Genomic DNA, 23,948 nt, shown 5'->3' on the forward strand with positions numbered 1-23,948 from the left:
AGCGCCGCCCGCTCATTATACGTCGCTGGCGCCGAAGGTATAGGTCGAATCGCGCTTAGCGCGACAACGTCGTGGATCAGTTGGGGCAAAAGCCGGCGCGCAACGCTGCAATGCAAAATTCGACCATTTGCGCGCTGGTCGGCGTTGGGCGATCGGCGCATTCCACCATCAGCCGCGGGTGGCAGTAGCGAATACAGGCGGCATGCACCAGCCGCGCCGCGAGCTGCGCATCGCCCTTAGCGAATTCGCCGCTCTCCATGCCCGAGCGAATGACGTCCTCGAGCGCGGCGTCGATACGGTCGATGTGATCCGAGATGATCGGCCAATTCTCGTCGAGCGCCGCTTCCACCATGTCGTGCAGCTTGCGGTCGGCGACGTAGCGCTCGGCGTTCATCGCCTCATTGGACAGGATGAGCGCGCGCAGCCGCTGTTCCGCCGAACCCGGCCCATGCGCGATGCTCTGCGCCGACTGCTCGACTTCGTTCATCAGATGGCGGGCGACGGCGGCGTTGATTTCCGATTTGGCGCCAAAGAAGCGATAGACGTTCGCCGGCGACATCCGCAATTCGCGGGCGATATCGGCGACCGTGGTCTTTTGGAAGCCGATCTCGCGGAAGAGACGCTCTGCAGTGGCGATGATTCTCGCGCGCTGCTCGGTCTCGCGCGGGTTCTGCGCGCTAGCCCCCATCACGCTCATTCGGCCGCTCCCCTCGCAAGCCCGTCGGCCAGGGTCTGGGCCCGCGCGCCCTTGGCTTCGGCCAATCCCTCGCCAAGATGACGGCGGAACCATGTCGCGTAAAGCGCCGGCAGGAACAGAACCGTGAGAAAAGTGGCGACAAAAAGCCCGCCCATGATGGTCAGCGCCATCGGCCCCCAGAAGGCGGAGCCCGATAGCGGAATCATGGCGAGAATCGCAGCGAGCGCCGTCAGCGCGACGGGACGCACGCGCCGAATCGTCGCGCCGATGATCGCCTCTCGATATTTCGCGCCGCGCTCGAGATCCTGTCGCACCTGATCGACGAGAATGATCGAATTGCGCATGTCCATGCCGGAGAGCGCGATGAGGCCAAGCAGCGCGACGAAGCCGAACGGCGCGTGAGCGACATTGAGCGCGAGCGATGCGCCAATGACGCCGAGCGGCGCGCTCACCATCACGAGGGCGACGCGTGTGAAGTTCTGCAGCTGGAACATCACGATGGTCAGCATGACGAGGCCGACGAGCGGAAAAACCGCAAAGATTGACGCGTTGCCCTTTTTCGATTCCTCGATCGCGCCGCCCATCTCGATGCGATAGCCCGGCGGAAGATGCTCGCGAATCTGCGCAAGCTGCGGCCAGATGCGCATCGTCGCATCCGGCGCCTGCACGCCGTCCTTGACGCCGGAGCGCACCGTGATGCTCATGTCGCGATTGCGCCGCCAAAAAATCGGCTCTTCGTGGTCGTAGACGACCTTCGCGACCTGCGAGACCGTCACCGCCTTGCCGTCGCGCGCATAGATCACCATGTCGCCGATCCTCGAGAGATCGCCGCGCTCCTGAGGAATGGCGCGCGCGACCACTTCGACCTGATCGATCCCGTCGCGCAATGTCGTGATCGTCACGCCGGAAATCGCCAGACGCAGCCTGTTCGACACATCCTGCGGCGTCAGCCCGAGAAGCCGCGCGCGATCCTGATCGATGACCAGCCGCACGCGCGGGGTCTGCTCGTTCCAGTTGAGATGCGGATCGTCGACGCCCTCGTCGCCGCGCATCACGTCGCGCACCTGATAGGCGATGGCGCGGACGGTCGCGGGATCTGAGCCGACCACGCGAAACTGCACGGGAAACCCCACCGGCGGCCCGTAATAGAAGCGATCGACGCGCGCGCGCGCCTGCGGCAAAGCGCCGTTGGCGATGGCGGTCTCCAGCTTCTTCTTCAAGCGCTCGCGCGCCGCGATGTCCTTGGCGACGATGACGATCTCGGAATAGGCTTCATTCGGGAGCTGCGGATTGAGGCCGAGCCAGAACCGCGGCGGCCCCTGTCCGACATAGCTCGTGTAAAGGGCGGCGTCCGGATCGTCCTTGAGGAGCGTCTCGGCTTGTTTCGCGGCCTCGAGCGAAGCGCCGATGGACGACCCTTCAGGAAGGCGCAACTGGAGGAAGAGCTCCAGGCGCTCTGCATAGGGGAAGAACTGCTTCGGCACGACGAAGAAGCCGAAGACAGCGAGCGCGAAAACGCCGATCACGCCGGCGATCACCACGCCGCGATAGTCGACCGCCCAGGTGACGACGGCGCGGAGCCAGCGATAAAAGGGCGTTCGATAGATCTCCTCCGGATCGCGATGCGGATGCAGCTTGGCGAAATCGGGAAGAAGCTTCACGCCGAGATAGGGCGTGAACATCACCGCGACAAACCATGAGGCGATCAGCGCGACGAGCAACACCCAGAACATCGAACCGGTATATTCGCCCACTCCGGAATTGGCGAAGCCGACCGGCAGGAAGCCCGCAGCGGTCACAAGCGTCCCCGTGAGCATCGGAAAGGCCGTCGACTCCCAGGCGAAGGTCGCGGCTTTGATCCGATTGAAGCCCTGCTCCATCTTCACCATCATCATCTCGACGGCGATGATCGCGTCATCGACAAGAAGACCGAGCGCAATGATCAGCGCGCCAAGCGAGATGCGCTGGAGATCGATGCCGAGCGGCCCCATGAAGATAAAAACGATGGCGAGCACCAAAGGCACGGAGAGCGCGACGACGATGCCGGTCCGAAAGCCAAGCGAGAGAAAGCTCACGCCGAGCACGATCACCAGAGCCTCGAGGAACGAACGCGTGAATTCGCCGATCGCCTCCTCGACGACCTTCGGCTGATCGGCGACCTGGTCGATGTCAATGCCGACCGGCGTCTTGCCGCGTATCTCCTCTACCGCTGCGCCGACGTTCTCGCCGAATTTGAGGACGTTGGCGCCTTTTCCCATAACGACGCCGACGACGATCGCCGGCTGGCCCTTGAAGCGCGCGAGAAAACTCGGCGGGTCTTCGAAGCCGGCGTAGACATTGGCGAAGTCGCCGAGGCGGATCACCTTGCCATTGGCTTCGATCGGAATCGCGGCGATCGCGTCGGCGCCCTTGAGATCGCTCGTCACCTGAACCCGCACGCGGTTCGACGAGGTCTCGAACACGCCGGCGTCGTTGATGGCGTTCTGCTTGGAGAGCGAATCGAAGACGGCCTGAGGCTGGATCGCCAGGCTCGCGAGCTTCGCCTCGCTGAATTCGACAAAGATGCGGCGTCCCTGATCGCCATAGACGTCGACTTTGATCACGTCCTGCACGGCGAGCAGCCGTTGGCGCAGCGTCTGGACCACCTTGTCGAGGACATGATAGTCGGCGCCGTCGCCAGTCACCGCATACATCACCGTGTCGACGTCGCCATATTCGTCGTTCACTTGCGGGCCGCGCACCCCGGCGGGCAGCGTCGGCGCGATGTCGTCGAGCTTTTTGCGCAACTGATAGAAGAGCTGCGGCACGTCCTTCGGCGGAGTCGTGTCCTTGAAGGTCACCTGCATCGCCAGAAAGCCGGGCTTGGTGTAGCTCTCGATCTTGTCGAGGAAGGGCAGCTCCTGAAGCTTCTTCTCCATCAGATCCGCGACCTGATCGCGTATCTCGGTAGCTGTCGCGCCTGGCCATGAGGCCGTCACGACGGCGACCTTGATGGTGAATGACGGATCCTCGGCGCGTCCCAGCCGCATGTAGGAATAGACGCCGGTCAGACTGATCGCGATCATCAGAAACAGCATCAGCGTCGGCCGTTGGACGGCCCAGCGCGAAAGGTTTACGCCAGCCATGGCCAGACCCTCAAAGCGATTGCCGCGAGATCACGCGGACTTTTGTATTGGGATCGAGCTTGTGGACGCCAAGAACGACGATGTTGTCGCCGTCCTTGACGCCGCCAGAGACAAGCGCGGCGTCGGCTTCGAGGCGCACCAAGGTGACGGGAACGAGCTGCAAGTTCCCTTCGCCGTCGACCTTCCAGAGGGAAGGGCCTGTCCCCTGATTGTAGATCGCCGAGAGCGGCACGCTGACGACGGGCTGCGCATCCGAAGCGGAAATGTGCAGCGTGGCGCTCATGCCGAGCGCGACGGCGGCATCCGGATTGAGGATAGAGAAGCGCGCCGCGAAAGTGCGCGTGACCGGATCGGCGGCGGGGCTCAGTTCGCGCAGTTTGGCGCGATAGACCGCGCCGGGCTTCGACCAGAGCGTCAAGGTCGCCTCGCCCTTTCCAGCCGCCGCGGCGAACGCTTCCGGCAAGGAGACGGCGGCTTCCAGTTCGCCGGCATGGGCGATGCGCACGGCGGGCTGCCCCGCCGCGACCACTTGCCCGGCATCGACGAGCGTTTGCGTGACGACGCCGTCCGCCCCGGCGCGCAGCATGGCGTAGTCCAGCGCGTTGCGGGCGAGTTCGACCGCGCGTTCGGCCCGTCGGAACCGCCCGCGCGCTTCCTCGCCGCCCGAGCGCGCGCGATCGAGCGCCGCCTGGGCGGTCCAGCCCTTGGCGCGCAGTTCGGCGGCCCGCCTTTCATCGGCGAGGGCCTGAGTTTGCGCCACCCGCGCCGCGGCGAATTCGGCGTCGGACTGCTCCTTCTGCAGCCGCAGATCCTGCTCGTCGAGCGCCGCGATCGGGTCGCCAGCCTTGACCCGCTGACCGACCTCGACAAAGCGTTTGACCACCTTCCCGCCGATGCGAAAACCTTGGTCGGACTCGACCCGGGGACGAATGGTGGCGACAAATTCGCGCGCTTGCGACTGCGCGGCGTAGCGCGCCGGCGCGACGAGCACCGGCCGCTCGGAGCGCTCGCTCTCTTCGGCGGACCGTTCGCCCTTGCCGTCACAGCCGGCGAGCGCCGCGGTCAGAACGGCGGCGAGCGCATAAAGCGTCGAGCGATAGCTGAGCATTGAACTCCGTCCATTGACGCCAGGGCCGCGTTTAGTTCCTTCTGACGAGTTTTAATAATCGTCAGTCGTCAGCGATTGGTCAACAGGCAAGACAAATTTTGTTGCAGCGAAATCTTGTTCCAGGCGCTGGCTAAACCGGCCCGGTCCATGACTGGACGCGCCGCAGCGCAGCCCGGACGCCTTGTCGCACGGAAATGATTCTTCTATACGCGGCCTGCTCTTGCGGCCGGGTGAGCGCAACACAATCTTGGGAGAGCTAAGCGTGAAGGATCGCGCGGCGGGCTCATGGCGAGCCGCCGTCCTTCGCCTTTTGAACCGGACCGCTTCGGGGTCCGGCGTTCACCAGCGAAAGGAAACGATATGGGCAAAATTATCGGCATCGACCTCGGCACGACCAATTCCTGCGTGGCCGTCATGGAAGGGTCGAGCCCCAAGGTGATTGAAAACGCCGAAGGCGCTCGGACGACGCCTTCGATTGTCGCCTTCACCGATGACGGCGAACGCCTCGTCGGCCAACCCGCCAAACGTCAGGCGGTGACGAATCCCGACAAGACCTTCTTCGCCATCAAGCGGCTGATCGGCCGCACCTATGACGACCCGATGACCAAGAAGGACATGGGTCTCGTTCCCTACAAGATCGTCAAGGCGAATAATGGCGACGCCTGGGTCGAGGCTTCGGGCAAGCAATATTCGCCCTCTCAGATTTCCGCCTTCATTCTGCAAAAGATGAAGGAGACAGCCGAGGCCTTTCTCGGTCAGACGGTCACCCAAGCCGTCATCACCGTCCCCGCCTACTTCAACGACGCTCAGCGCCAGGCCACCAAGGACGCCGGCAAGATCGCCGGCCTCGAAGTGCTGCGCATCATCAACGAGCCCACGGCGGCGGCGCTCGCTTATGGCCTCGATAAGAAGCAGTCGGGCACGATCGCCGTTTATGACCTCGGCGGCGGCACGTTCGACGTGTCGATCCTGGAGATCGGCGACGGCGTCTTCGAGGTGAAGTCGACGAACGGCGACACGTTCCTTGGCGGCGAAGACTTCGACATGCGCCTCGTCGAATATCTCGCGGCCGAGTTCAAGAAAGAGCAGGGCATCGACCTCACGAAGGACAAGCTCGCTCTGCAGCGCCTCAAGGAGGCCGCCGAAAAGGCCAAGATCGAACTCTCGTCGGCGACGCAGACTGAAATCAATCTGCCTTACATCACCGCCGACGCTACAGGCCCCAAGCATCTGACGCTGAAGCTCACGCGCGCGAAGTTCGAAGCGCTCGTCGACGATCTTATTCAGCGCACGGTGGAGCCCTGCCGGAAGGCGTTGAAGGACGCCGGACTGTCGGCGGCGGACATCGGCGAAGTGGTGCTTGTGGGCGGCATGACCCGTATGCCCAAAGTCCAGGAGGTCGTGAAGCAGTTCTTCGGCAAGGAGCCGCACAAGGGCGTCAACCCTGACGAAGTCGTCGCCATCGGCGCCGCGGTGCAGGCGGGCGTGCTGCAGGGCGACGTGAAGGACGTGCTGCTGCTCGACGTGACGCCGCTGTCGCTGGGCATCGAGACGCTCGGCGGCGTGTTCACGCGCCTCATCGACCGGAACACGACGATCCCCACCAAGAAAAGCCAGGTGTTCTCGACGGCCGAAGACAATCAGACCGCCGTCACCATCCGGGTCTTCCAGGGCGAACGCGAGATGGCTGCGAACAACAAGCTGCTCGGCCAGTTCGACCTCGTCGGCATTCCGCCGGCGCCGCGCGGCATGCCGCAAGTGGAGGTGACCTTCGACATCGACGCGAACGGCATCGTCAACGTCACGGCGAAAGACAAGGCGACGAACAAGGAACAACAGATCCGCATCCAGGCCTCTGGCGGCCTGAGCGACGCCGACATCGATAAAATGGTCAAGGACGCCGAGGAGCACGCCGCGGAAGACAAAATCCGCCGCGAACTCGTCGACGCCAAGAACCATGGCGAGGCCGCGGTCCACGCTGCGGAGAAATCCGTCGCCGAATTCGGCGATAAGGTTTCGGCCGCGGACAAGAGCGCCATCGAAGCCGCCATCGCCGCGCTGAAGAGCGCCGTCGAGGGCGACGACGCGGACGCGATCAAGGCCAGGACGAACGAATTGAGTCAGGCCTCGATGAAGCTCGGCGAGGCGATGTATAAGGCGCAGCAGGCGGACGCCTCAGGGACGGGCGCGTCCGAGGAGGCGCCAAAGGACGACGTGATCGACGCGGAGTTCAAGGACGTCGGCGACGATAAGAAGTAAGCCGGGACTGGCCATAGCCGCTTCGATGCGGTAGCGAAACGGGAACCCGGCGCGAATACGCCGGGTTTCCTTGCGTTCATGTGATCGCGGCCAGGCCCGCCGCGCACCATCAGAAATCCAGCATGTCCAAACGCGACTATTACGAAGTTCTGGGCGTAAGCCGCACGGTCACGGAAGTCGAATTGAAGATCGCCTTCCGTAAGGCGGCGATGCAGTGTCATCCCGATCGGCACCCTGGCGACAAGCAGGCGGAAGCACGTTTCAAGGAATTGAACGAAGCCTATCAGTGTCTGTGCGACCAGCAGAAGCGCGCGGCATACGACCGCTTCGGCCATGCCGCCTTTGAACAGGGCGGCGGCTTCGGCGGCGGCGAGGGCTTCGGCGCCTCCATGGCGGACATTTTCGAGGATCTGTTCGGCGACGTCATGGGGCGGCGCAGCCGCTCGGGCGGCCGCGAGCGGGGCTCGGATCTGCGCTACAACATGGAGATCACCCTCGACGAGGCCTATCACGGCAAGGCCGCCTCGCTGCAAATCCCGACCTCGGCGACCTGTGAGGCCTGCGCGGGAACGGGCGCGAAAAAAGGCTCCAAGCCCAAGACCTGCGCGACCTGCGCCGGCATGGGACGCGTGCGCGCCCAGCAGGGTTTTTTCGCGATCGAGCGCACCTGTCCGACCTGCCAGGGGCGCGGCGAGACCATCGAGAATCCTTGCCCAGCTTGCGCCGGCGCCGGGCGCAAGACGATCGAACGCTCGCTTTCCGTCAATGTGCCGCCGGGCGTTGAGGACGGCACGCGCATCAGGCTCGCGGGCGAGGGCGAGGCGGGCCTGCGCGGCGGTCCGCCCGGCGACCTCTATATCTTCCTGTCGGTGAAGCCGCATCCGTTCTTCCAGCGCGATGGAGCGGATCTCTATTGCCGCGTGCCGATCTCGATGGTGCGTGCGGCGCTCGGCGGCGAGATCAAGGTCCACGCGCTCGACGGCTCCGAGGTGAAGCTCAAAATTCCCGAGGGCGCGCAGTCCGGACGCCAGCTCAAGGCCAAAGGCAAGGGCATGCCGGTTCTGCGCGGGCGCGACCAGGGCGACCTGCATGTGCAGATCAGCGTCGAGACGCCGCAAAAGCTCACCAAGCGCCAGAAGGAGCTCCTCGCTGAATTCGAGGAGGAGTCTTCGCACGACACGCATCCCGAAGAGACCGGCTTTTTCGCGCGGATGAAGGATCTGTTTGGCGGTTAGGCGGCAGAGTTCTATGACGCCGCGTTGTTTTTGACGCGCGCCTCTCCTATCATCGGCCCAACGGCCCTCCGATCGCGGGGGCCGTTTGCGCGTTTCATCGCGCCGGTCGGGAGGGGCGCTGTTGCCGCACAAAACGCAGAAAGCCAGTGGGCGCGCGAGGCTCGTGGATAACGCGCGCTTCATCCGTCAATGGATCGAAAACCCGCGGCTCATCGGCGCCGTTTCGCCGTCCGGACGCGCGCTCGCCAAGACGATGGCCGGCTTCGTCGAACTGGATCGAGAGGGCCATATCGTCGAGCTCGGTCCCGGCACCGGTCCTGTCACCCAGGCGCTGCTCGCGCGCGGCATCGCGCCCGAGCGCCTCGTCCTCGTCGAATATGAGAGCCGGTTCTGCCATCTGCTGTCGGAACGCTTTCCGGGCGTCAACATCGTGCAGGGCGACGCCTATAGCCTCAAGGCGACTCTCGACGGCAAGGTCCCGGGGAAAATCGCCACCGTCGTCTCCAGCCTGCCGCTCCTGGTGCGGCCGGAGCGCGATCGGGTTGAGCTGTTGAACCAGGCCTTCGAACTGATGGGCGACGAGGGGCTCTTCATCCAGTTCACTTATGGCCTGACCAAATCGCCGATGCCCATGCACGCCAATGGCGTCAACGGCGCCTATGTCGGCAAGGGATCGCCGCCGGTCGTGCTCAACATTCCACCCGCGCGCGTCTGGCGCTATCGCAAAGCGGGTTACGCCGGCTTCGCCGGAAAGCGTAAGGCGTGAAGCCGCAGGACCGGCTGATCGTGGCGCTGGACGTCGAAAGCGTCGAAGAGGCGCGGGCGATGGTCGCGGGTCTGGGCGAGACGGTCTCCTTCTTCAAGGTCGGCTTGGAGCTCGCCTATGCGCCGGGCGGCTTCGACTTCGCGCGCGAACTGAAGGCCGCGGGCAAGCGCGTATTTCTTGATTTGAAGCTTCATGACATCGGCGTCACCGTGGAGCGCGCGACCCGCCAGATCGCCCGGCTCGGCGTCGACTTTCTCACGATCCACGCCTTTCCTCAGACGATGGCGGCGGCGCGCGAGGGCGCCTCAGGCGGCGCGCTCAAGCTCCTCGCCGTGACGGTGATGACCTCCTATGACGACGCTGATCTGAAAGAAGCCGGCTACGCCTGCGGCGTCGCCGAACTCGTCGCGCGCCGCGCCAGACAAGCCAGGGAAAAGGGCGTCGACGGCCTCATCCTGTCGCCGATGGAGCTTGGCGCGATTAGGCCGCTTGTGGGCGAGGGCGTGCTGCTGGTGACGCCGGGAGTGCGGCCGGAGGGCGCAGATGTCGGCGATCAGAAGCGCGTCATGACGCCGCGGCAGGCGGTCGCAGCCTCCGCCGACTATATCGTCGTCGGCCGGCCGATCACGCGGGCGACAGATCCTGCGGCGGCGGCGCAGGCGGTGGTGAGCGAGATGACCCTCGCCTGATCGAGGTCCGTCATATGCCCTACGAGAGCAACGCCGATCTGCCCGAGAATCTCCAGCACATCCTTCCGGAGCACGCGCAGGACATCTATCGCGAAGCCTTCAATCACGCCTTCGACGCCCATCGCGGCGACCCGCGACAGGAGGAGGCGGCGCACCGCATCGCCTGGGCCGCGGTGAAGCGATATTACGTCAAGACCGAGGCGGGCTGGGCAAGGCGATAGGACAGGGGGCAGGCGCGCTGGCCTGCCTAGAGCGTGAGTGATAAAAATGGGTCTTCGTCGGATCCTTACCCCGATTCGCCCATGCTCGCGATTGTCATCTCCGCCTTCGGGCTGTTCGTTTGGCTCTATCTGATCGCGCTTCGCGGCGGGTTCTGGCGTCTGACCGAACATGACCGGAACCTAGGCGGTCACGCCGCGGTTCCGGCGACTCATGTCGTGGCGATCGTTCCCGCTCGAAACGAAGCCGACGTCATCGACAAAAGCCTGGCGTCGCTGTTCGCACAACAGTTCCATGGCCGCTTCGAGGTTGTTCTCGTTGATGACGAGAGTGACGACGGCACCGCCGATGCGGCTCGCCGCTGCGCGGCCGCCAATGGCGCTTCGAGCCGCCTGACGATTCTCTCCTCGCGCGGACCCGATGCGGGCTGGACGGGAAAGTTGGCCGCGATGCAGCGCGGGTTCGATCACGTGCGGAGCTTGCCGATCGACCCGGATTTCGTGCTGTTTTGCGACGCGGACATCGAATTTTCGCCGCATGTGCTCGCCCGCCTCGCGTCGGGCGCGAAGGCGCGCGGCGCCGTCCTGACCTCGCTCATGGTCAAGCTTCGTTGCGAAAGCCTGGCGGAGCGCTGGTTCGTTCCCGCCTTTATTTTCTATTTCCAGAAGCTTTACCCCTTCCGCCACATCAATGATCCGGATCACCCGGCGGCGGGCGCCGCGGGAGGAGTCATGCTGCTGCGTCCGGAGGCGCTCGCGACCGCAGGCGGCCTGCGGGCCATTCGCGGCGCGCTGATCGACGATTGCGCGCTCGGCGCGCTGATGAAGGCGCAAGGTCCGATCTGGCTGGGTCTGACCGAAGACGTCCACAGCCTGCGCGCCTATCCACGCCTCGCCGATATCTCCCGAATGGTCGTGCGCTCCGCCTACGCGCAGCTCAGCTATTCCCCCTGGCGTCTCGCGGGCGCTCTCATCGGCATGGCGGCCGCCTATCTCGCGCCGCCCTATCTGGCGCTGTTCGGCGAATCGCCGGCGCGTGAGACGGCGCTTCTCTCATGGCTCCTGATGGCGCAGGCCTATATGCCGACCCTGCGCTTTTACGGCCTGTCGCGGTGGCGCGCCTTTGCTTTGCCAGGCGTCGCGGCATGCTATACGTGGTTTACGGTTGAATCGGCTTGGCGGCACCTAAGCGGCCGCGGCGGCGAATGGAAAGGCCGCTATCAGGCGCCGCGCGCGCAAAAGTCGGCGCAGCGCTTCGAAACGCCCGGCGAGATCGAGGCGAACCGGCAAATCGAGGTATAGGGCGCGCCAGCGCCGTGGAGCGGCAAGACGGCGTCATATGGATATTGCGCAGACGAGTTCGGGAAAGACCCATCGCGACGAGAATTTCCCTGTCGCCTCCTTTCTGATAGCGCCGCGACATCGCGCGCCGATTCTGGCGTTCTATGACTTCGTTCGCGCCGCCGACGACATCGCCGACCACCCGACGCTTTCCGCGCAAGAGAAGCTCGATCTGCTGGACGCGCTTGACGCCGCCCTGATCGGAGAGGCGAAAGAGGATGCGGAGGTGGCGCGTCGCCTGCGCGAGACCTGCCGGGAGCGGCGTCTCGATCCGCAGCATGCGCGCGATCTGATCCTCGCCTTCAAGCGCGACGTGACGCAATTGCGTTATCGCGACTGGGACGATCTCGTCGATTACTGCCGCTATTCGGCCATGCCCGTCGGCCGTTTCGTCTGCGATCTTCACGGCGAGAATCCCGGCCGGGTCTGGCCGGCCAATGACGCGCTCTGCGCGGCGCTGCAAATCATCAATCACTTGCAGGATTGCGGCAAGGACTACCGCAACCTCGACCGGGTCTATCTGCCGCAGGATGCGCTCGCGGCGCATGGCGCGACCGTCGAAATGCTCGCGCAGGAAAGCGCGCCGCCGCCGCTCCTGGCGACGATCCGCGACCTCAACGAAAAAACCGGGCGTCTGCTCGCGCAGTCGCGTCCCTTCGCCGATCTGATCGACGACGTGCGGCTCGCCATGGAGATCGGCGCTATCCAGACATTGGCCGAACAGCTCGTTGCGCGCCTCGCGGTCGCCGACCCGCTGCGCGACAAGGTTCACGACGGCAAGTTCAGCTTCGCGCTCAAAGGCGCGGCGGGCGCGCTTGGGGCGCTTCTTCGCCGCATTTCGCGTCCGCGTCGCGCAGATTCCGCGGCCGTCCCGAGCACGCGCCCAGGGGCGCGCCAATGACCATGGACGCGCTTGCCGATTCCACGACGCTGCGCACACGCGCCATCGCGACCAGAAGCTCCTTCTATCTTGCGATGCGCATCCTCGAGCCACCGCGCCGCGATGCGATGTTCGCCATTTACGCCTTCTGCCGCGCCGTTGACGACATCGCCGACGACGAGGGCGACCGCGCCGTGCGCCGCGCCGCGCTCGACCAGTGGCGCGCCGACCTCGATGAGCTTTACGCCGGCCGCATCCGCGCGCGCGTCAGCTTTCTCTCCGAACCCGTCCGCCGTTTCCGGCTGGAGCGCGCCGATTTCGAGTCGGTGATCGAAGGCATGGCCATGGACGTCGAGGAGGATATTTGCGCGCCCGACTGGGAAAAGCTTGAGCTCTATTGCGACCGCGTCGCGAGCGCCGTGGGACGGCTGTCGGTGCGCGCTTTCGGTCTCGCGGAGGAGGAGCCGGGCGCCGAATGCGATTTGCCGACGGGGCCGAAACTGCTCGCCTACCACCTCGGCCGCGCATTGCAGCTCACCAATATTTTGCGCGACCTCGACGAGGACGCCGCGCGGGGACGGCTCTATTTGCCCCGCCAGGCGCTGGAGTCCGCGGGGGTCATGAGCTTCGCGCCGCACGCCGTGCTGTCGCATCCTTCGCTCGAAGAGGTGTGCGCGCCGGTCCTCAGCCGCGCCCGCGAACATTATGACCAGGCGGATCTGGTGATGGCGGGCTTGCCCAAGCGCGCGGTGAAAGCGCCGTATCTCATGGCCGCCGGCTATCGTTCGATCCTCGACAATCTCGCGGCGCGCGGCTTTTCGGCGCCGCGTGCGCCGGTGCGGGCGTCGCGTCTCAAGCTTGTCAGCGCCTTCTTGCGACACGCCTTCACGTGAGCGACACGGTTCACGTCGTCGGCGCGGGCCTCGCGGGGCTCGCCTGCGCGCTGCGCCTTGCCGACGCCGGACGGCGCGTCGCGCTCTATGAAGCCGCGCGCATGGCCGGCGGCCGCTGCCGTTCCTATTTCGACGCGTCGCTCGGCCTGACGATCGACAACGGCAATCATTTGCTGCTCTCGGGCAACACGGCGGCGCGGGATTACGCCCAACGCATCGGCGCGAGCGACGCGCTCGTCGGTCCCAGCGAATGCGCCTTCGATTTTCTCGATGCGCGAACGGCTGAGCGTTGGACGCTGCGCCCCAACGCCTCGCGCATTCCCTGGTGGGTGTTTGTCGCCGACCGCCGTGTTCCCGGCACGGCGCCGCTCGATTATCTCGGCGCCGGCAAGCTGCTCTTCGCGAAGGACGGCGCGACCATCGGCGACACTATGCGTTGCCGCGGCCCGCTGTGGGAGAAGCTTTGGCGCCCGGTTCTGCTCTCGGCGCTGAACACCGAGCCTGAAGAGGCGTCCGCCACGCTCGCGGGCGCCGTGCTGCGCGAGACGCTCGCGGCGGGCGGCGACGCCTGCCGCCCCATGGTCGCGAAAGGCGGCCTCGGCGACGCCTTCATCGAGCCGGCGCTGCGCACGCTTCGCGCCAAAGGCGTCGAGCCGCGCTTCGGGGCGCGTCTGCGCGAACTCTCTTTTGATGACTCTCGCGTCGCTGCGCTGCGTTTCGGCGACGCGGAAGTGACGCTGGAAAAAGGCGACGCGGTGGTCCTCGCGACGCCGCCGTGGATTGCGCAGGAACTTCTCCCCGGTCTCGTCGCGCCCGACGATTTTCGCGCGATCCTCAATGCGCATTTCAAGATCGCGCCGCCGCCCGGTCAGCCGCTGCTTCTCGGCATGATCGGCACGCTCACCGAATGGCTGTTCGCCTTCGACGATCGCCTCTCGGTGACGATCAGCGGCGCCGACCGGCTGATCGACGAGTCGCGCGAAGCGCTTGCGGAAAAAATCTGGGCGGAGGTCTCCGCCGCGACGGGCCTGCCGGCGGCGCTGCCGCCCTGGCAGATCGTCAAGGAGAAGCGCGCCACCTTCGCCGCGACGCCGGCGCAGGAGAAGCGCCGGCCGGATGCGAAGACGCGCTGGGACAATCTGTGGCTTGCCGGCGACTGGACGAATACGGGCCTGCCGGCGACGATCGAGGGTTCGATACGATCAGGGAATAGAGCGGCGGAGTTGGCGACGACGGCCAGTTGAACGCGACCCTTCGTGAATGGTGAGCAAGCGCGCTTGCGCCTCATCAATACGAAAATTAGCGGCGGTCTTTCGCCGCGTTGACGCCCTGCGCCAGTCGGCTGCGATGGCGGCTGTAGAGAAAATAAATCGCGAGGCCGATCGCCATCCAGATCGCGAAGCGCTCCCAGGCCACCGCCGGCAGGCGCGACAGCAGCCAGATCGAAAAGCCGATGCCGACGAGCGGCGTGAAGGGGACGAAAGGCGCGCGAAAGCTGCGCGGGACGTCGGGCCGGGTGCGGCGTAGCACGATGATCGCCGAACAGATGACGACGAAGGCGGAGAGCGTGCCGATGTTCACGAGCTCCGCCACTTCCTTGATCGGATAAAGCGCCGCGACGAGCGCGGTCAGCGCGCCGGCGATCAACGTCGGCCGATAGGGCGTAGAAAAGCGCGGGTGAAGCTTGGCGAACCAGGCCGGCAGCAGGCCGTCGCGGCTCATGGCGAACCAGATGCGGGCGCAGGCGAGCAGAAAAGCGAGCATCACGCTGGCGATGCCCGCGACCGCCGCGAGGGACACCACGAAAGCGATCCAGGGCAGGCCGAGCGACGTGAAAGCGGTCGCGACCGGCGCCGGATTGTCGAGCGTGTCGTAGCGCACGATTCCGGTGAGCACGAGCGACATGGCGATGTAGAGCGTCAGCGCCACGACGAGCGACAGGAGAACCGCGCGCGGCACGTCGCGCTGCGGGGCGCGGGCTTCTTCGGCGGCGGTCGTCAACGTGTCGTAGCCGAACACGGCGAAGAACACGACCGCCGCGCCCTGCGCCACGCCGGAAAAGCCGAAGGGCATGAAGGGCGTCCAGTTCTCGACGCGCACATAGGGGAGGCCGGCGACAATCACCAACAGCGCCGCGGCGATTTTGACGACCACCATCGCGGTGTTGAAGCGCGCGCCGAGTTCGATGCGCAGCGTCAACAGGCCGGCGACGCCCAGCGCGCCGAGCGCGGCGAAAAGGTCGACGACGCGGCCGGGCCCCGTTCCCGGCGCGCCGCTCGCCCATTCGGGTAGCGCGAGCCCGAATTGCGCGAGCAGCGCCTGCAAATAGGCCGACCAGCCGATCGCCACCACGGCGACGACCAGCGCATATTCGAGGAGAAGGTCCCAGCCGATGATCCAGGCGGCGAGCTCGCCCAGCACGGCGTAGGCATAGGTGTAGGCGCTGCCGGCGACGGGAATCATGCCGGCGAATTCGGCGTAGGACAGCGCCGCCGCGGCGCTCGCGACGCCGGCGATCAGGAAGGAGAGGGCGACGCCAGGCCCCGCCTGTGTAGCCGCCACCACGCCGGTCAGCACGAAAATGCCGACGCCAATGAGCCCGCCAAGGCCGATGCCGGTGAGTTGCCAGACCCCGAGCACGCGACGGAATCCGCCCGGCCGGTCGGCTTCGGCTTGCAGCGATTCGATGGATTTGGCGCGCAGCAGCGAGGAGGAAAGCTTCATCAAAATGGCCCGTCGGCGGGCGTATCCGCCCCGACGTCCATAGGCGATCCGGGCGGCGCTGTCATTGCGGCCGGGGCGTCATGCAGGCGCAAAAAAAGAGCGGCCAGTGGCCGCTCTTTCATTTTGTCAGGCGGCCTATTTCTTGGCGGGCTATTTCTTGGCGGCCTCGAGATGCGTCAGCGCCTCTTCGGCGTGTTTCGTCGCGACGTCGGCGTGCTTCTGCTTGCCGTGGTCGATGGCCATTTCGAGATGCGAGATGCCCTGTTTGGTATGCTCATTCGGCTTCTCGGACTCGGACGCCTTGGCGTGCTTCAAGCCTTCTTCCGCGTGCATCGTCAGCGCCTCGGCCTTTCCCTGCTTGCCTTCGCTGATCGCCTGTTTGGTGTGGGTGATGGCTTCACCCAGATGATCTTCGGCGTAGGCCAATCGGGGGGCGAAAAAGGCCGCGATGGACAGAGCCAGGGCCGCAGCAAAAATCCTGCGATTCATGGGGGATCTCCTCAAGGGTTCGCCGCATGAACGTTAATATGGTCGCCTTCGCTCTCGTATCGAGGTCCTGTCCGGCATTCTCGACGTCGCGGGAGCATCACTGCCGGTCGGCGGCAAAAAGCTCGCAACTCTCGCCGAATTCCGCCAGGCCGCCCTCAAGAAACGAGGCGAGAAGCGGAACGCCGAGCAGATAGGCCGATGTCGCGCCTTCGTGCCGGGCCCGCGCCTGCGCGACAGCCTCGTTCCATTCACTCGCGGCGAAATCGCCGCGGCCCACCCACATCAGCGCAACGAGTTCAACCTGCTCGTCGATATCCATGGCTTCGATAAAGGACGCCACCTCATCGCGCGTGGTGGAGAACGCGTCCTCGGTCAACACGCTGACGAAACCGTCATCCGTGGCGTTTGAGGCGTCCGCATCGATTCCCTCATCTTCGCTTTCAAGCTCACGCGCCTTGACGACAACGAAACAGACTTTGTCCGTATTGATGGTCGGCATTTGTTGCACTCCGCCGTTTGAAACTCGCTTGACCTTCGCCCTTGTTTTGAAAGGCCACCCTTTGCATATATTCCCCGAAGGCGAGATGTTTACCCAAGTCGACGCCGTATTTTGGAGCCGGAAATGCGTGTCGGCGCGCCGAAAGAAACCAAAGACAACGAATATCGGGTGGGCTTGACGCCGTCTTCGGTCGCCGAACTCGCCCATGCGGGACATGAAATCTTCATCGAGCGCGGCGCGGGCGAGGGCGCGGATCTATCTGACGCAGACTACGCCGCCGCGGGCGCGAAGCTCGTCGATGGTCCTGAAGCGCTCTTTGCCGCCGCGCAATTGATCGTGAAGGTGAAGGAGCCGCAGCGGCGCGAGATTGCTTACTTGCGGCCGGACCATGTGCTCTTCACTTATTTCCATCTCGCCGCGGACGCTGAACTCACGCGCGAACTCATGGCGAGCGGCGCCCATTGCATCGCCTATGAAACGGTCACGGCGCCGGGCGGCGGATTGCCGCTGCTCGCGCCAATGTCGGAAATCGCCGGCCGGCTCGCCCCGCAAATCGGCGCGCATTTTCTGGAAAAGCAGGCGGGCGGCCGCGGCGTTCTGCTCGCGGGCGCGCCCGGCGTGCCGCCTGCCGACGTCCTGGTTCTCGGCGCTGGCAGCGTCGGCGCGCAGGCGACGGCGATTGCGCTCGGCATGGGCGCGAGCGTGCTTGTCGCCGACCGCAACCCGGACGCGCTGCGGCGTCTCGAAACGCGTTTCGGTTTCGCAGCGCGCACCATTTATTCGACCCGCGCCGCGATCGCCGAATCGGTGAAGCGCGCCGATCTCGTCATCTGCGCGGCGCTCGCGCCAGGCGCCAGGGCGCCGATCCTGATCACGCGGGACATGCTGTCGACGATGAAGCGCGGCGCCGTGATCGTCGATGTCGCGATCGATCAGGGCGGCTGCTGCGAGACGTCACGGCCGACGAGCCATTCCGACCCGATCTATGTCGTTGACGGGGTCGTGCATTATTGCGTCACCAACATGCCCGGAGTCACGCCGCGCACGGCGACGTTCGCGCTCAACAACGCCACATTGCCCTTCGTGCTGGCGCTCGCCAACAAGGGCTGGCGTCGCGCCATCGAGGACGACCCGCATCTTCGCGCGGGGCTGGAAATTTCCGCCGGCCGGATACTGTCGCCGCCCGTCGCCGCCGCGCATGGCCTGCCGCTGTCGCCGCAGCTCATGGCGCTGGACAGCGCCGGCGCCGCATAGCATCCTGCTGAATGACGTCAGCCATTCGGGTCCGTGCGACCTTTTCGCACAATCGACCCTGGAGAGCGGTTGCTCAGGGGAGCAATTCGGCATTGCTTTGTAATAATTCGAGCTTATGTCGCCGGGCGCGTCGTTTCGCGCCAGGCCGGCAGAGCTTTTCTCATCAGCGCGCAATTGTTAGACCAGAGCGACGCGGCGTTTGCGGAGCGGCGCGCCCCATCATTCGAAAACAGCAGGTTTAGGGCATGAGCGCGAACCAGGACCAGGATCCCGCCGCCAACCGGAAACGAGGGGCCACGGCGGAAAAGGTCTCCGCGCTCGGCAAGTCCGAAACGCCGGTGAAGCCGTCCCGCAAGGCCAAGAGTGAGGCGAAGAGCGAACCCAAAAGCGAGGCCAAGAGCGAGGTTAAGAGCGAGGTCAAGAACAAGGCCAAGAACAAGACCGCGGCAAAAAAGCCTTCCGCGCCCAGCGCTCCGAAGCAGGAGGCCTCCCCGGCGCGGCCAAATGGCGCCGGCGCACCCCCGCCGCGTCCCAATCTCGAGAAATTCGTCCAGCTCGACATCGAAGCGATCGCCGACAATATGGCGCAGCTCGTGGACCAGGCCCGTAAGGCGCTGGCCGCGGCGATTGGCGGGGTCAATCCCGACGAAGCGCGCAGCGAACTCGCCGCCAACGTCGCCGACGCCACCAAGACTCTGGGCGCCGTCGCCGAATATTGGCTGTCGAAGCCCGATCGCGCCGCCGTCGCCCAGGCCGATCTCTACAAGGGGTTGAGCGAAATCTGGCGGCAGACGCTTCGCCGCTACAGCGGCGAGGATGTCGCCCCGATCGTGCCTTCCGACCGCTCCGACAAGCGCTTCTCCGGGCCCGAATGGAACGAGAACCCCTTCTTCGACTGGCTGCGGCAATCCTATCTGCTCGCGTCGCGCTGGGCGGGCGACATGGTCGAGAGCGCCGAGGGCCTCGACCCGCAGACAAAGGCCAGGGCGGTCTTTTATACGCGGCTGATCTCCAGCGCGATTTCGCCATCGAACTTCGTGCCGACCAATCCCGAGTTGTTGCGCGCGACGATGGACGCGAAGGGCGAGAATCTGGTCCGCGGCTTGAAAATGCTGGCGGAAGACATTTCCGCGGGCGGCGGCGTGCTGAAGATCCGCCAGAGCGCGGACCAGAAATTCGAACTGGGCGTCGATATGGCCAATACGCCCGGCAAGGTGATCTGGCGCAATGACGTGATGGAGCTCATTCAATATGAGCCCACGACGGCGGAAGTTTATGCGCGGCCGCTGCTCATTACGCCGCCCTGGATCAACAAATTCTACGTGCTCGATCTCAACCCCGAGAAAAGTTTCGTGCGCTGGGCCGTTGAGCAAGGCTTCACAGTTTTCATCATCTCCTGGGTCAATCCCGACGAGACCAAGGCCGAGAAGGGGTTCGAGGCCTATATGCATGAGGGCGTGCTGACCGCGCTCGACGTGATCGAGAAGGCGACGGGCGAACGCAAAGTCACGGCGGCGGGCTATTGCGTTGGCGGCACGCTGCTCGCCCTGACGCTCGCCTATATGGCGGCGACCGGCGACGATCGCATCGACAGCGTCACCCTGTTTGCAACCCAGGTCGATTTCTCCGACGCTGGCGATCTACAGATTTTCGTCGACGAGGCGCGGCTCGCGGCGCTCGACGAAAGCATGGCGCGCACCGGCTATCTCGAAGGCTACAAGATGGCCAACGCCTTCAATATGCTGCGGCCGAACGAACTCATCTGGAATTATGTCGTCAACAATTACATGAAGGGGGTCGAGCCCGCCGCTTTCGATCTCTTGTACTGGAATTCCGATTCGACGCGCATTCCGCGGGCCAATCACTCCTTCTACCTGCGCAGCTGCTATCTCGAAAATCGTCTCGCCCGGGGCGAGATGGTCATCGACGACGTTCGGCTCAATTTGCGTCAGGTGAAGGCGCCGGTCTTTGAGATCGCAACGAGGGAGGATCATATCGCGCCGGCGCAATCCGTGTTCCGCGGCGCGAGATTCTTCGGCGGCGACGTAACCTTCGTGCTCGGCGGCTCGGGCCATATCGCGGGAATCATCAACCCGCCCTCCAAAGACAAATATCAATATTGGACGGGCGGTCCCGCGAAGGGCGCTTTCGAGGACTGGATCAAGAAAGCAAAGGAGACCAAGGGCTCCTGGTGGCCGCACTGGTTGGGCTGGGTGACCGCGCAGGCGCCCAAGAAAGTCCCCGCGCGCCAGCCCGGCGGCGGCAAGCTCAAGATCATCTGCAACGCGCCCGGCGAATATGTGCGGGTGCGGGGCTAAGCCTGCTTCTTTTGAACGAATGCATTTTTTGTAGGGTTGCGATTCGATTTTGAACAGGGAGCGTCGGCATGTCCACAAAAGACACTGTCGAACTTTGGCGATCAATCTTCGAGCTGCTCAAGAGTCTCGCGCTGGTCTCCATCGTCGTTTCTTTTTTCCTCTTTCCGCAGATCGTGCATCGCGCGTTAACGGGAATCGGAGTCGCTGAATTCGACCTGTGGGGCTTCAAGGGCAAGACGGCTCTTGCGAAGGTCGCCGTAGATCTGCAGGAGTCGCAAGTCGTGCAAAGCGAACTTGCGCAAAAGCTCAAAACATCCGACGAAAAGCTCAAAATTCTGGCGGCTCAGAATGAGGAACTACGACGGCGCCAGCCTTCGCGCGGGCTCGGAGGAACATCGGGACCTTATGCGGGCGAGAGTCCTTCGCTGGTGGACGAGGGCGTCCGCGCAATCCTTGCGCAGAACGGCGAAGCGCTGAAACGGGCTGCGGATTTTCAAGCACAGGCCGATAAGGCGTTGTCGCAGAACTCGGCCGCGATCTTTTCGGCGAAGGAGCTAACGGCGCGCGGCGACTCGCGTTGGATCGTGATTTTTGGCTCCGATGTCACAGAGGACGCCGCGCGCGCCGAAGTGAAGCGGGCGACCGCGCAAGGATTCGACAACGCTTACATTTGCCTGAAGCGCGGGCGCTATCGCAGCGTCATCGAGTTCAGCGCGCTAGAGGCGGCCACCGCGGCGCTGCCGAAGATCCGGTCGTTGAGCGAGGCTGCGCGCGACGCTTATGTCGTCAATCTCGGCTCATGGTGTCCCAGACTCGAAAAGCGCGACGCCGGCTTCATCGAGTGCTCGTGACGTCAAACTCCGGGAAGAACCCCGATTCGCTCCAAGAACCAGTAGACGCCCGCAATCGCGATCAGCGCCGAGGCCACGTAGACGAGCTTTTCGCTGCGCTTGCCGCCTGTCTGTTTGTCGATCAGGAACAGGATCGGCATGACCGCGAAGACGATGGCGATCTGGCCGAGTTCGACGCCGATGTTGAACGCCGCGAGCGCGGGCACGACCCCGCCTTGCGGCACGCCCATCTCGGTCAGCGCCGAGGCGAAGCCGAAGCCATGGATGAAGCCGAACAAGAAAGTGTTGCGCCAGCGGTTGTCGACGTCGCGCGAGAAATAATTCTCCACAGCGACGAAAACGATCGAAGCGGCGATCAGCGCTTCGACCAGGGTCGAGGGCAGCGTGAAGATATTGAGCGCCGCCAGCGAGAGCGTGATCGAATGCGAAATGGTGAAGGCGGTGACGATCTTGACGACCGGCCAGACGCGGGTGGCCCAGAGAATGAGGGCGAACAGGAAGCACAAATGATCGTAGCCGGTGACGATGTGTTCGACTCCGGCTTTGAGAAATTTCCACATCAGCTGTGCGGTGGTCTCCATCGGCTTTGACAGATCGAGCGGGGGATCGTCGGGGTAGAGCATGGTCTGGCCGGCGTTTTCAGTTCCCTCGAGCGTGACGAGATGCTTTCCCTTCGCGCCCTGCGCGGCGAGGAGCTTCGTCGCGTCATAAAAGAGCGTGCCCGTCGTTGCGCCGCAGTCGAAGCGCACGACGATGACCGCGCTGTCCTGGTTGGTGGGGTCTTCGCCGGATTTTTCGACATTGGCGATGCAGGCGCGGCCTGTCGCATCGCGCATCGCGACACGTTTTTGGACGAATTTGCCGATTTCCGCTTCGAGCGCGCCGGGCGCCGAGAGGTCGACGCTGGCGCGTTCGCTCATCGTGTCCTGAAACAGGCGCTCAAGATCGGTGGCGAGAAAGCCGACCTCGACGGCATAGGTTCGATTGTCCTTGGGAAGGATTTTGCCTGTCGAAATATCGGGCGTATGGGCCATTGCCGGAGCCGCGAGGCCGACGCACAACAAGATTACGGCGGCGACTATCCTGAAAACCCCGGTCATACGCGCTCCCCCATTTCGTGGCGGGCGCAACATGCCAAACGCCGCTGCGCTGGACAAGACAGCGCAAGCGCGAGCGTTGGCCGGCATTCGGCGCGCCGACGCCGCCAGGAGCGCGTTCCCGGCCGCAATTGTGCTATGGCTTCGCCGTGGCGCACCGCCCAGACCGAGCCGCTGCGACAATGCTTCTTCGCGACCTCCACGAGGACCGCTCGACGGCCTTGACGTCTTCAGAGGGCAATCTGACGGTTCTCGCGACGCTGGCGCTGATGGTTGGCGCCGTCGCGGGTCTCGTCTGCGCGCTTTTCCGGCTCGCGCTGCAGCGGGCCGATGTTTTTCGCGCAGCCGTTATCGATTGGGCGCATAGCCACTCAATCGCGGGCTTTATTCTGCTCGTCGGCGGCTGTGCGTCGGCGGCCGTCGCCGCCGCTTGGCTGGTGCGGCGGTATTCGCCACACGCGTCGGGGAGCGGGATTCCGCATGTCGAGGCGGTCTTGCGTGGTGACGCGGCGCCGTCGCCCTTTGTCCTCCTGCCGGTGAAATTCGTCGGCGGATGTCTGGCGATCGGCTCTGGCCTTGCGCTCGGCCGCGAAGGCCCGAGCGTGCAGATGGGCGCGGTGCTTGGCCATCTCTTCGGCGGCGCCTTCCGCCGAGACTGGCCGGATTGCCGCGTTCTGCTGGCGGCAGGCGCGGGCGCAGGCCTCGCGACCGCCTTCAACGCGCCGATGGCCGGAGCGGTTTTCGTCCTGGAAGAGCTCGTCCAAAAATTCGAGCATCGGATAGCGATCGCCGCGCTGGCGGCGTCCTCGACCGCAATCGCCGTCGCGCATCTTATTCTGGGCGACGCGCCGGATTTCCAATTGCCGCCGCTGGCGTATCCGGCGCCGGCGATCGGCCCGCTGTTCTTCATGCTTGGCGTTGTGTGCGGAGCCGTAGCCATCGCCTATAATAAGGCGGTGCTGGCGACGCTGGCCGCGGTCGACCTCGTGCGCAGCCTGCCGGCGGAGACCTGCGCCGCCGCGATCGGCGCCGCGGCGGGCGTTCTCGCCTGGTTCGGACCGGAATGCGTCGGCGGGGGAGATAATCTCACCCAGAATGCGCTGCTTGGGGCGCCCGGCCTCTTCGTCTTGCCGTTCCTCTTTCAACTGAGGTTCTGGTTCGGCGCCTTGTCCTATTCGGCGGGAACGCCAGGCGGTCTTTTCGCGCCGCTGCTGACGCTGGGCGCGCAACTGGGACTGCTCTTTGGCGCCGGTTGCGGATTGGCGTTCCCGGACCTTCCCATTCAGCCCGAGGCCTTCGCGGTGGTTGGAATGGCCGCGTTCTTTACTGGCGTGGTGCGGGCGCCGCTGACCGGGCTCGTGCTCGCGACGGAAATGACAGGCAGCGCGCTCCTGCTCCTGCCGATGCTGGCGGCTTGTTTTACCGCCATGCTCATCCCTACGCTGATGAGCGACGCGCCTCTTTACGACGCCTTGCGCGAGCGCCTGCGCTTCCTTCGCTGATCG

20 protein-coding genes are annotated in these 23,948 nt (G+C 64.7%); 13 read left to right on the plus strand and 7 right to left on the minus strand.

Features of this window, described 5'->3' with window-relative positions:
- Positions 1-76: 76 nt before the first annotated feature.
- From ACPS74_RS13120 to ACPS74_RS13130, 3 genes are read right to left on the minus strand one after another with little or no spacing between them, the layout of a single operon-like run.
- Entirely contained in the window at positions 77-697 is a 621-nt protein-coding gene (locus ACPS74_RS13120; protein ID WP_083481317.1) for a TetR/AcrR family transcriptional regulator, read from the minus strand.
- A complete protein-coding gene (locus tag ACPS74_RS13125) occupies positions 694-3,822 on the minus strand; it encodes an efflux RND transporter permease subunit (RefSeq protein WP_029649072.1) in 3,129 nt (1,042 codons plus the stop codon). The genes ACPS74_RS13120 and ACPS74_RS13125 overlap by 4 nt, the downstream gene beginning before the upstream one ends.
- 10 nt (positions 3,823-3,832) lie before the next feature.
- The gene (locus ACPS74_RS13130) at positions 3,833-4,930 is read right to left on the minus strand and encodes an efflux RND transporter periplasmic adaptor subunit (RefSeq protein ID WP_029649073.1); all 1,098 of its coding nucleotides are present in this window, start codon (positions 4,928-4,930) and stop codon (positions 3,833-3,835) included.
- Positions 4,931-5,290: 360 nt separating this feature from the next.
- On the opposite strand from ACPS74_RS13130, the gene dnaK reads away from it, so the two are divergent.
- The 9 genes from dnaK to hpnE all read left to right on the plus strand — a co-directional run bounded on the left by dnaK (position 5,291) and on the right by hpnE (position 14,455).
- Entirely contained in the window at positions 5,291-7,189 is a 1,899-nt protein-coding gene (gene dnaK, locus ACPS74_RS13135) for a molecular chaperone DnaK (protein WP_029649074.1), read from the plus strand.
- A gap of 122 nt (positions 7,190-7,311) precedes the next feature.
- A complete protein-coding gene (gene dnaJ, locus ACPS74_RS13140; RefSeq protein ID WP_029649075.1) occupies positions 7,312-8,424 on the plus strand; it encodes a molecular chaperone DnaJ in 1,113 nt (370 codons plus the stop codon).
- Between the two features lie 163 nt (positions 8,425-8,587).
- On the plus strand, positions 8,588-9,190 hold the full coding sequence (locus tag ACPS74_RS13145) for a class I SAM-dependent methyltransferase (RefSeq protein WP_036241531.1): 603 nt from the start codon (positions 8,588-8,590) through the stop codon (positions 9,188-9,190).
- The gene (pyrF, locus tag ACPS74_RS13150) at positions 9,187-9,879 is read left to right on the plus strand and encodes an orotidine-5'-phosphate decarboxylase (protein WP_029649077.1); all 693 of its coding nucleotides are present in this window, start codon (positions 9,187-9,189) and stop codon (positions 9,877-9,879) included. Before ACPS74_RS13145 ends, pyrF begins: the two co-directional genes overlap by 4 nt.
- Before the next feature lie 14 nt (positions 9,880-9,893).
- Positions 9,894-10,100, plus strand: a complete 207-nt coding sequence (locus tag ACPS74_RS13155) for a ChaB family protein (RefSeq protein WP_029649078.1) — start codon at positions 9,894-9,896, stop codon at positions 10,098-10,100.
- A gap of 81 nt (positions 10,101-10,181) precedes the next feature.
- The gene (locus ACPS74_RS13160) at positions 10,182-11,399 is read left to right on the plus strand and encodes a glycosyltransferase (RefSeq protein ID WP_029649079.1); all 1,218 of its coding nucleotides are present in this window, start codon (positions 10,182-10,184) and stop codon (positions 11,397-11,399) included.
- A 37-nt stretch (positions 11,400-11,436) separates the two neighbouring features.
- Complete coding sequence (hpnC, locus tag ACPS74_RS13165) at positions 11,437-12,339, plus strand: squalene synthase HpnC (RefSeq protein WP_029649080.1); 903 nt, start codon at positions 11,437-11,439, stop codon at positions 12,337-12,339.
- Positions 12,336-13,211: a presqualene diphosphate synthase HpnD gene (gene hpnD / locus ACPS74_RS13170; RefSeq protein ID WP_029649081.1), complete on the plus strand. Its 876-nt coding sequence runs from the start codon at positions 12,336-12,338 to the stop codon at positions 13,209-13,211. The genes hpnC and hpnD overlap by 4 nt, the downstream gene beginning before the upstream one ends.
- Positions 13,208-14,455 carry a hydroxysqualene dehydroxylase HpnE gene (gene hpnE, locus ACPS74_RS13175; protein ID WP_029649082.1) on the plus strand — a complete coding sequence of 416 codons (1,248 nt, stop codon included), beginning with the start codon at positions 13,208-13,210 and terminating at the stop codon, positions 14,453-14,455. The genes hpnD and hpnE overlap by 4 nt, the downstream gene beginning before the upstream one ends.
- Before the next feature lie 55 nt (positions 14,456-14,510).
- Here the strand turns inward: hpnE and ACPS74_RS13180 are convergent, their stop codons facing one another.
- The 3 genes from ACPS74_RS13180 to ACPS74_RS13190 form a co-directional block, all read right to left on the minus strand.
- Entirely contained in the window at positions 14,511-15,935 is a 1,425-nt protein-coding gene (locus ACPS74_RS13180; RefSeq protein WP_029649083.1) for an amino acid permease, read from the minus strand.
- Positions 15,936-16,085: 150 nt separating this feature from the next.
- Positions 16,086-16,424 (minus strand): small metal-binding protein SmbP, encoded by a 339-nt coding sequence (smbP, locus tag ACPS74_RS13185; protein WP_029649084.1) that lies wholly within the window; start codon positions 16,422-16,424, stop codon positions 16,086-16,088.
- A 97-nt stretch (positions 16,425-16,521) separates the two neighbouring features.
- Positions 16,522-16,923 (minus strand): DUF3775 domain-containing protein, encoded by a 402-nt coding sequence (locus ACPS74_RS13190; protein WP_029649085.1) that lies wholly within the window; start codon positions 16,921-16,923, stop codon positions 16,522-16,524.
- 123 nt (positions 16,924-17,046) lie between these two features.
- Between ACPS74_RS13190 and ald the strand changes: the two genes are divergently transcribed.
- The 3 genes from ald (at position 17,047) to ACPS74_RS13205 (ending at position 21,346) form a co-directional block, all read left to right on the plus strand.
- Complete coding sequence (gene ald, locus ACPS74_RS13195; RefSeq protein WP_029649086.1) at positions 17,047-18,177, plus strand: alanine dehydrogenase; 1,131 nt, start codon at positions 17,047-17,049, stop codon at positions 18,175-18,177.
- Between the two features lie 245 nt (positions 18,178-18,422).
- A complete protein-coding gene (gene phaC, locus ACPS74_RS13200) occupies positions 18,423-20,495 on the plus strand; it encodes a class I poly(R)-hydroxyalkanoic acid synthase (RefSeq protein ID WP_029649087.1) in 2,073 nt (690 codons plus the stop codon).
- Positions 20,496-20,563: 68 nt separating this feature from the next.
- Entirely contained in the window at positions 20,564-21,346 is a 783-nt protein-coding gene (locus tag ACPS74_RS13205) for a hypothetical protein (protein WP_029649088.1), read from the plus strand.
- Positions 21,347-21,348: 2 nt separating this feature from the next.
- Here the strand turns inward: ACPS74_RS13205 and ACPS74_RS13210 are convergent, their stop codons facing one another.
- A complete protein-coding gene (locus ACPS74_RS13210) occupies positions 21,349-22,446 on the minus strand; it encodes a HupE/UreJ family protein (protein ID WP_029649089.1) in 1,098 nt (365 codons plus the stop codon).
- Positions 22,447-22,625: 179 nt separating this feature from the next.
- Between ACPS74_RS13210 and clcA the strand changes: the two genes are divergently transcribed.
- Positions 22,626-23,945 (plus strand): H(+)/Cl(-) exchange transporter ClcA, encoded by a 1,320-nt coding sequence (gene clcA, locus ACPS74_RS13215; protein ID WP_029649090.1) that lies wholly within the window; start codon positions 22,626-22,628, stop codon positions 23,943-23,945.
- Positions 23,946-23,948: the final 3 nt, after the last annotated feature.

This window comes from Methylocystis sp. SB2 (assembly GCF_049817085.1).
In the GTDB taxonomy this organism is placed as follows: Bacteria; Pseudomonadota; Alphaproteobacteria; order Rhizobiales; family Beijerinckiaceae; genus Methylocystis; species Methylocystis rosea.

What these genes read in the sequence shown, in the direction of transcription:
- ACPS74_RS13120 (WP_083481317.1), bottom strand. Translation starts at nt 697, where the DNA reads ATGAGCGTGATGGGGGCTAGCGCGCAGAACCCGCGCGAGACCGAGCAG.
- ACPS74_RS13125 (WP_029649072.1), bottom strand. Translation starts at nt 3,822, where the DNA reads ATGGCTGGCGTAAACCTTTCGCGCTGGGCCGTCCAACGGCCGACGCTG.
- ACPS74_RS13130 (WP_029649073.1), bottom strand. Translation starts at nt 4,930, where the DNA reads ATGCTCAGCTATCGCTCGACGCTTTATGCGCTCGCCGCCGTTCTGACC.
- dnaK (WP_029649074.1), top strand. Translation starts at nt 5,291, where the DNA reads ATGGGCAAAATTATCGGCATCGACCTCGGCACGACCAATTCCTGCGTG.
- dnaJ (WP_029649075.1), top strand. Translation starts at nt 7,312, where the DNA reads ATGTCCAAACGCGACTATTACGAAGTTCTGGGCGTAAGCCGCACGGTC.
- ACPS74_RS13155 (WP_029649078.1), top strand. Translation starts at nt 9,894, where the DNA reads ATGCCCTACGAGAGCAACGCCGATCTGCCCGAGAATCTCCAGCACATC.
- ACPS74_RS13160 (WP_029649079.1), top strand. Translation starts at nt 10,182, where the DNA reads ATGCTCGCGATTGTCATCTCCGCCTTCGGGCTGTTCGTTTGGCTCTAT.
- hpnC (WP_029649080.1), top strand. Translation starts at nt 11,437, where the DNA reads ATGGATATTGCGCAGACGAGTTCGGGAAAGACCCATCGCGACGAGAAT.
- hpnD (WP_029649081.1), top strand. Translation starts at nt 12,336, where the DNA reads ATGACCATGGACGCGCTTGCCGATTCCACGACGCTGCGCACACGCGCC.
- ACPS74_RS13180 (WP_029649083.1), bottom strand. Translation starts at nt 15,935, where the DNA reads ATGAAGCTTTCCTCCTCGCTGCTGCGCGCCAAATCCATCGAATCGCTG.
- smbP (WP_029649084.1), bottom strand. Translation starts at nt 16,424, where the DNA reads ATGAATCGCAGGATTTTTGCTGCGGCCCTGGCTCTGTCCATCGCGGCC.
- ACPS74_RS13190 (WP_029649085.1), bottom strand. Translation starts at nt 16,923, where the DNA reads ATGCCGACCATCAATACGGACAAAGTCTGTTTCGTTGTCGTCAAGGCG.
- ald (WP_029649086.1), top strand. Translation starts at nt 17,047, where the DNA reads ATGCGTGTCGGCGCGCCGAAAGAAACCAAAGACAACGAATATCGGGTG.
- phaC (WP_029649087.1), top strand. Translation starts at nt 18,423, where the DNA reads ATGAGCGCGAACCAGGACCAGGATCCCGCCGCCAACCGGAAACGAGGG.
- ACPS74_RS13205 (WP_029649088.1), top strand. Translation starts at nt 20,564, where the DNA reads ATGTCCACAAAAGACACTGTCGAACTTTGGCGATCAATCTTCGAGCTG.
- ACPS74_RS13210 (WP_029649089.1), bottom strand. Translation starts at nt 22,446, where the DNA reads ATGACCGGGGTTTTCAGGATAGTCGCCGCCGTAATCTTGTTGTGCGTC.
- clcA (WP_029649090.1), top strand. Translation starts at nt 22,626, where the DNA reads ATGCTTCTTCGCGACCTCCACGAGGACCGCTCGACGGCCTTGACGTCT.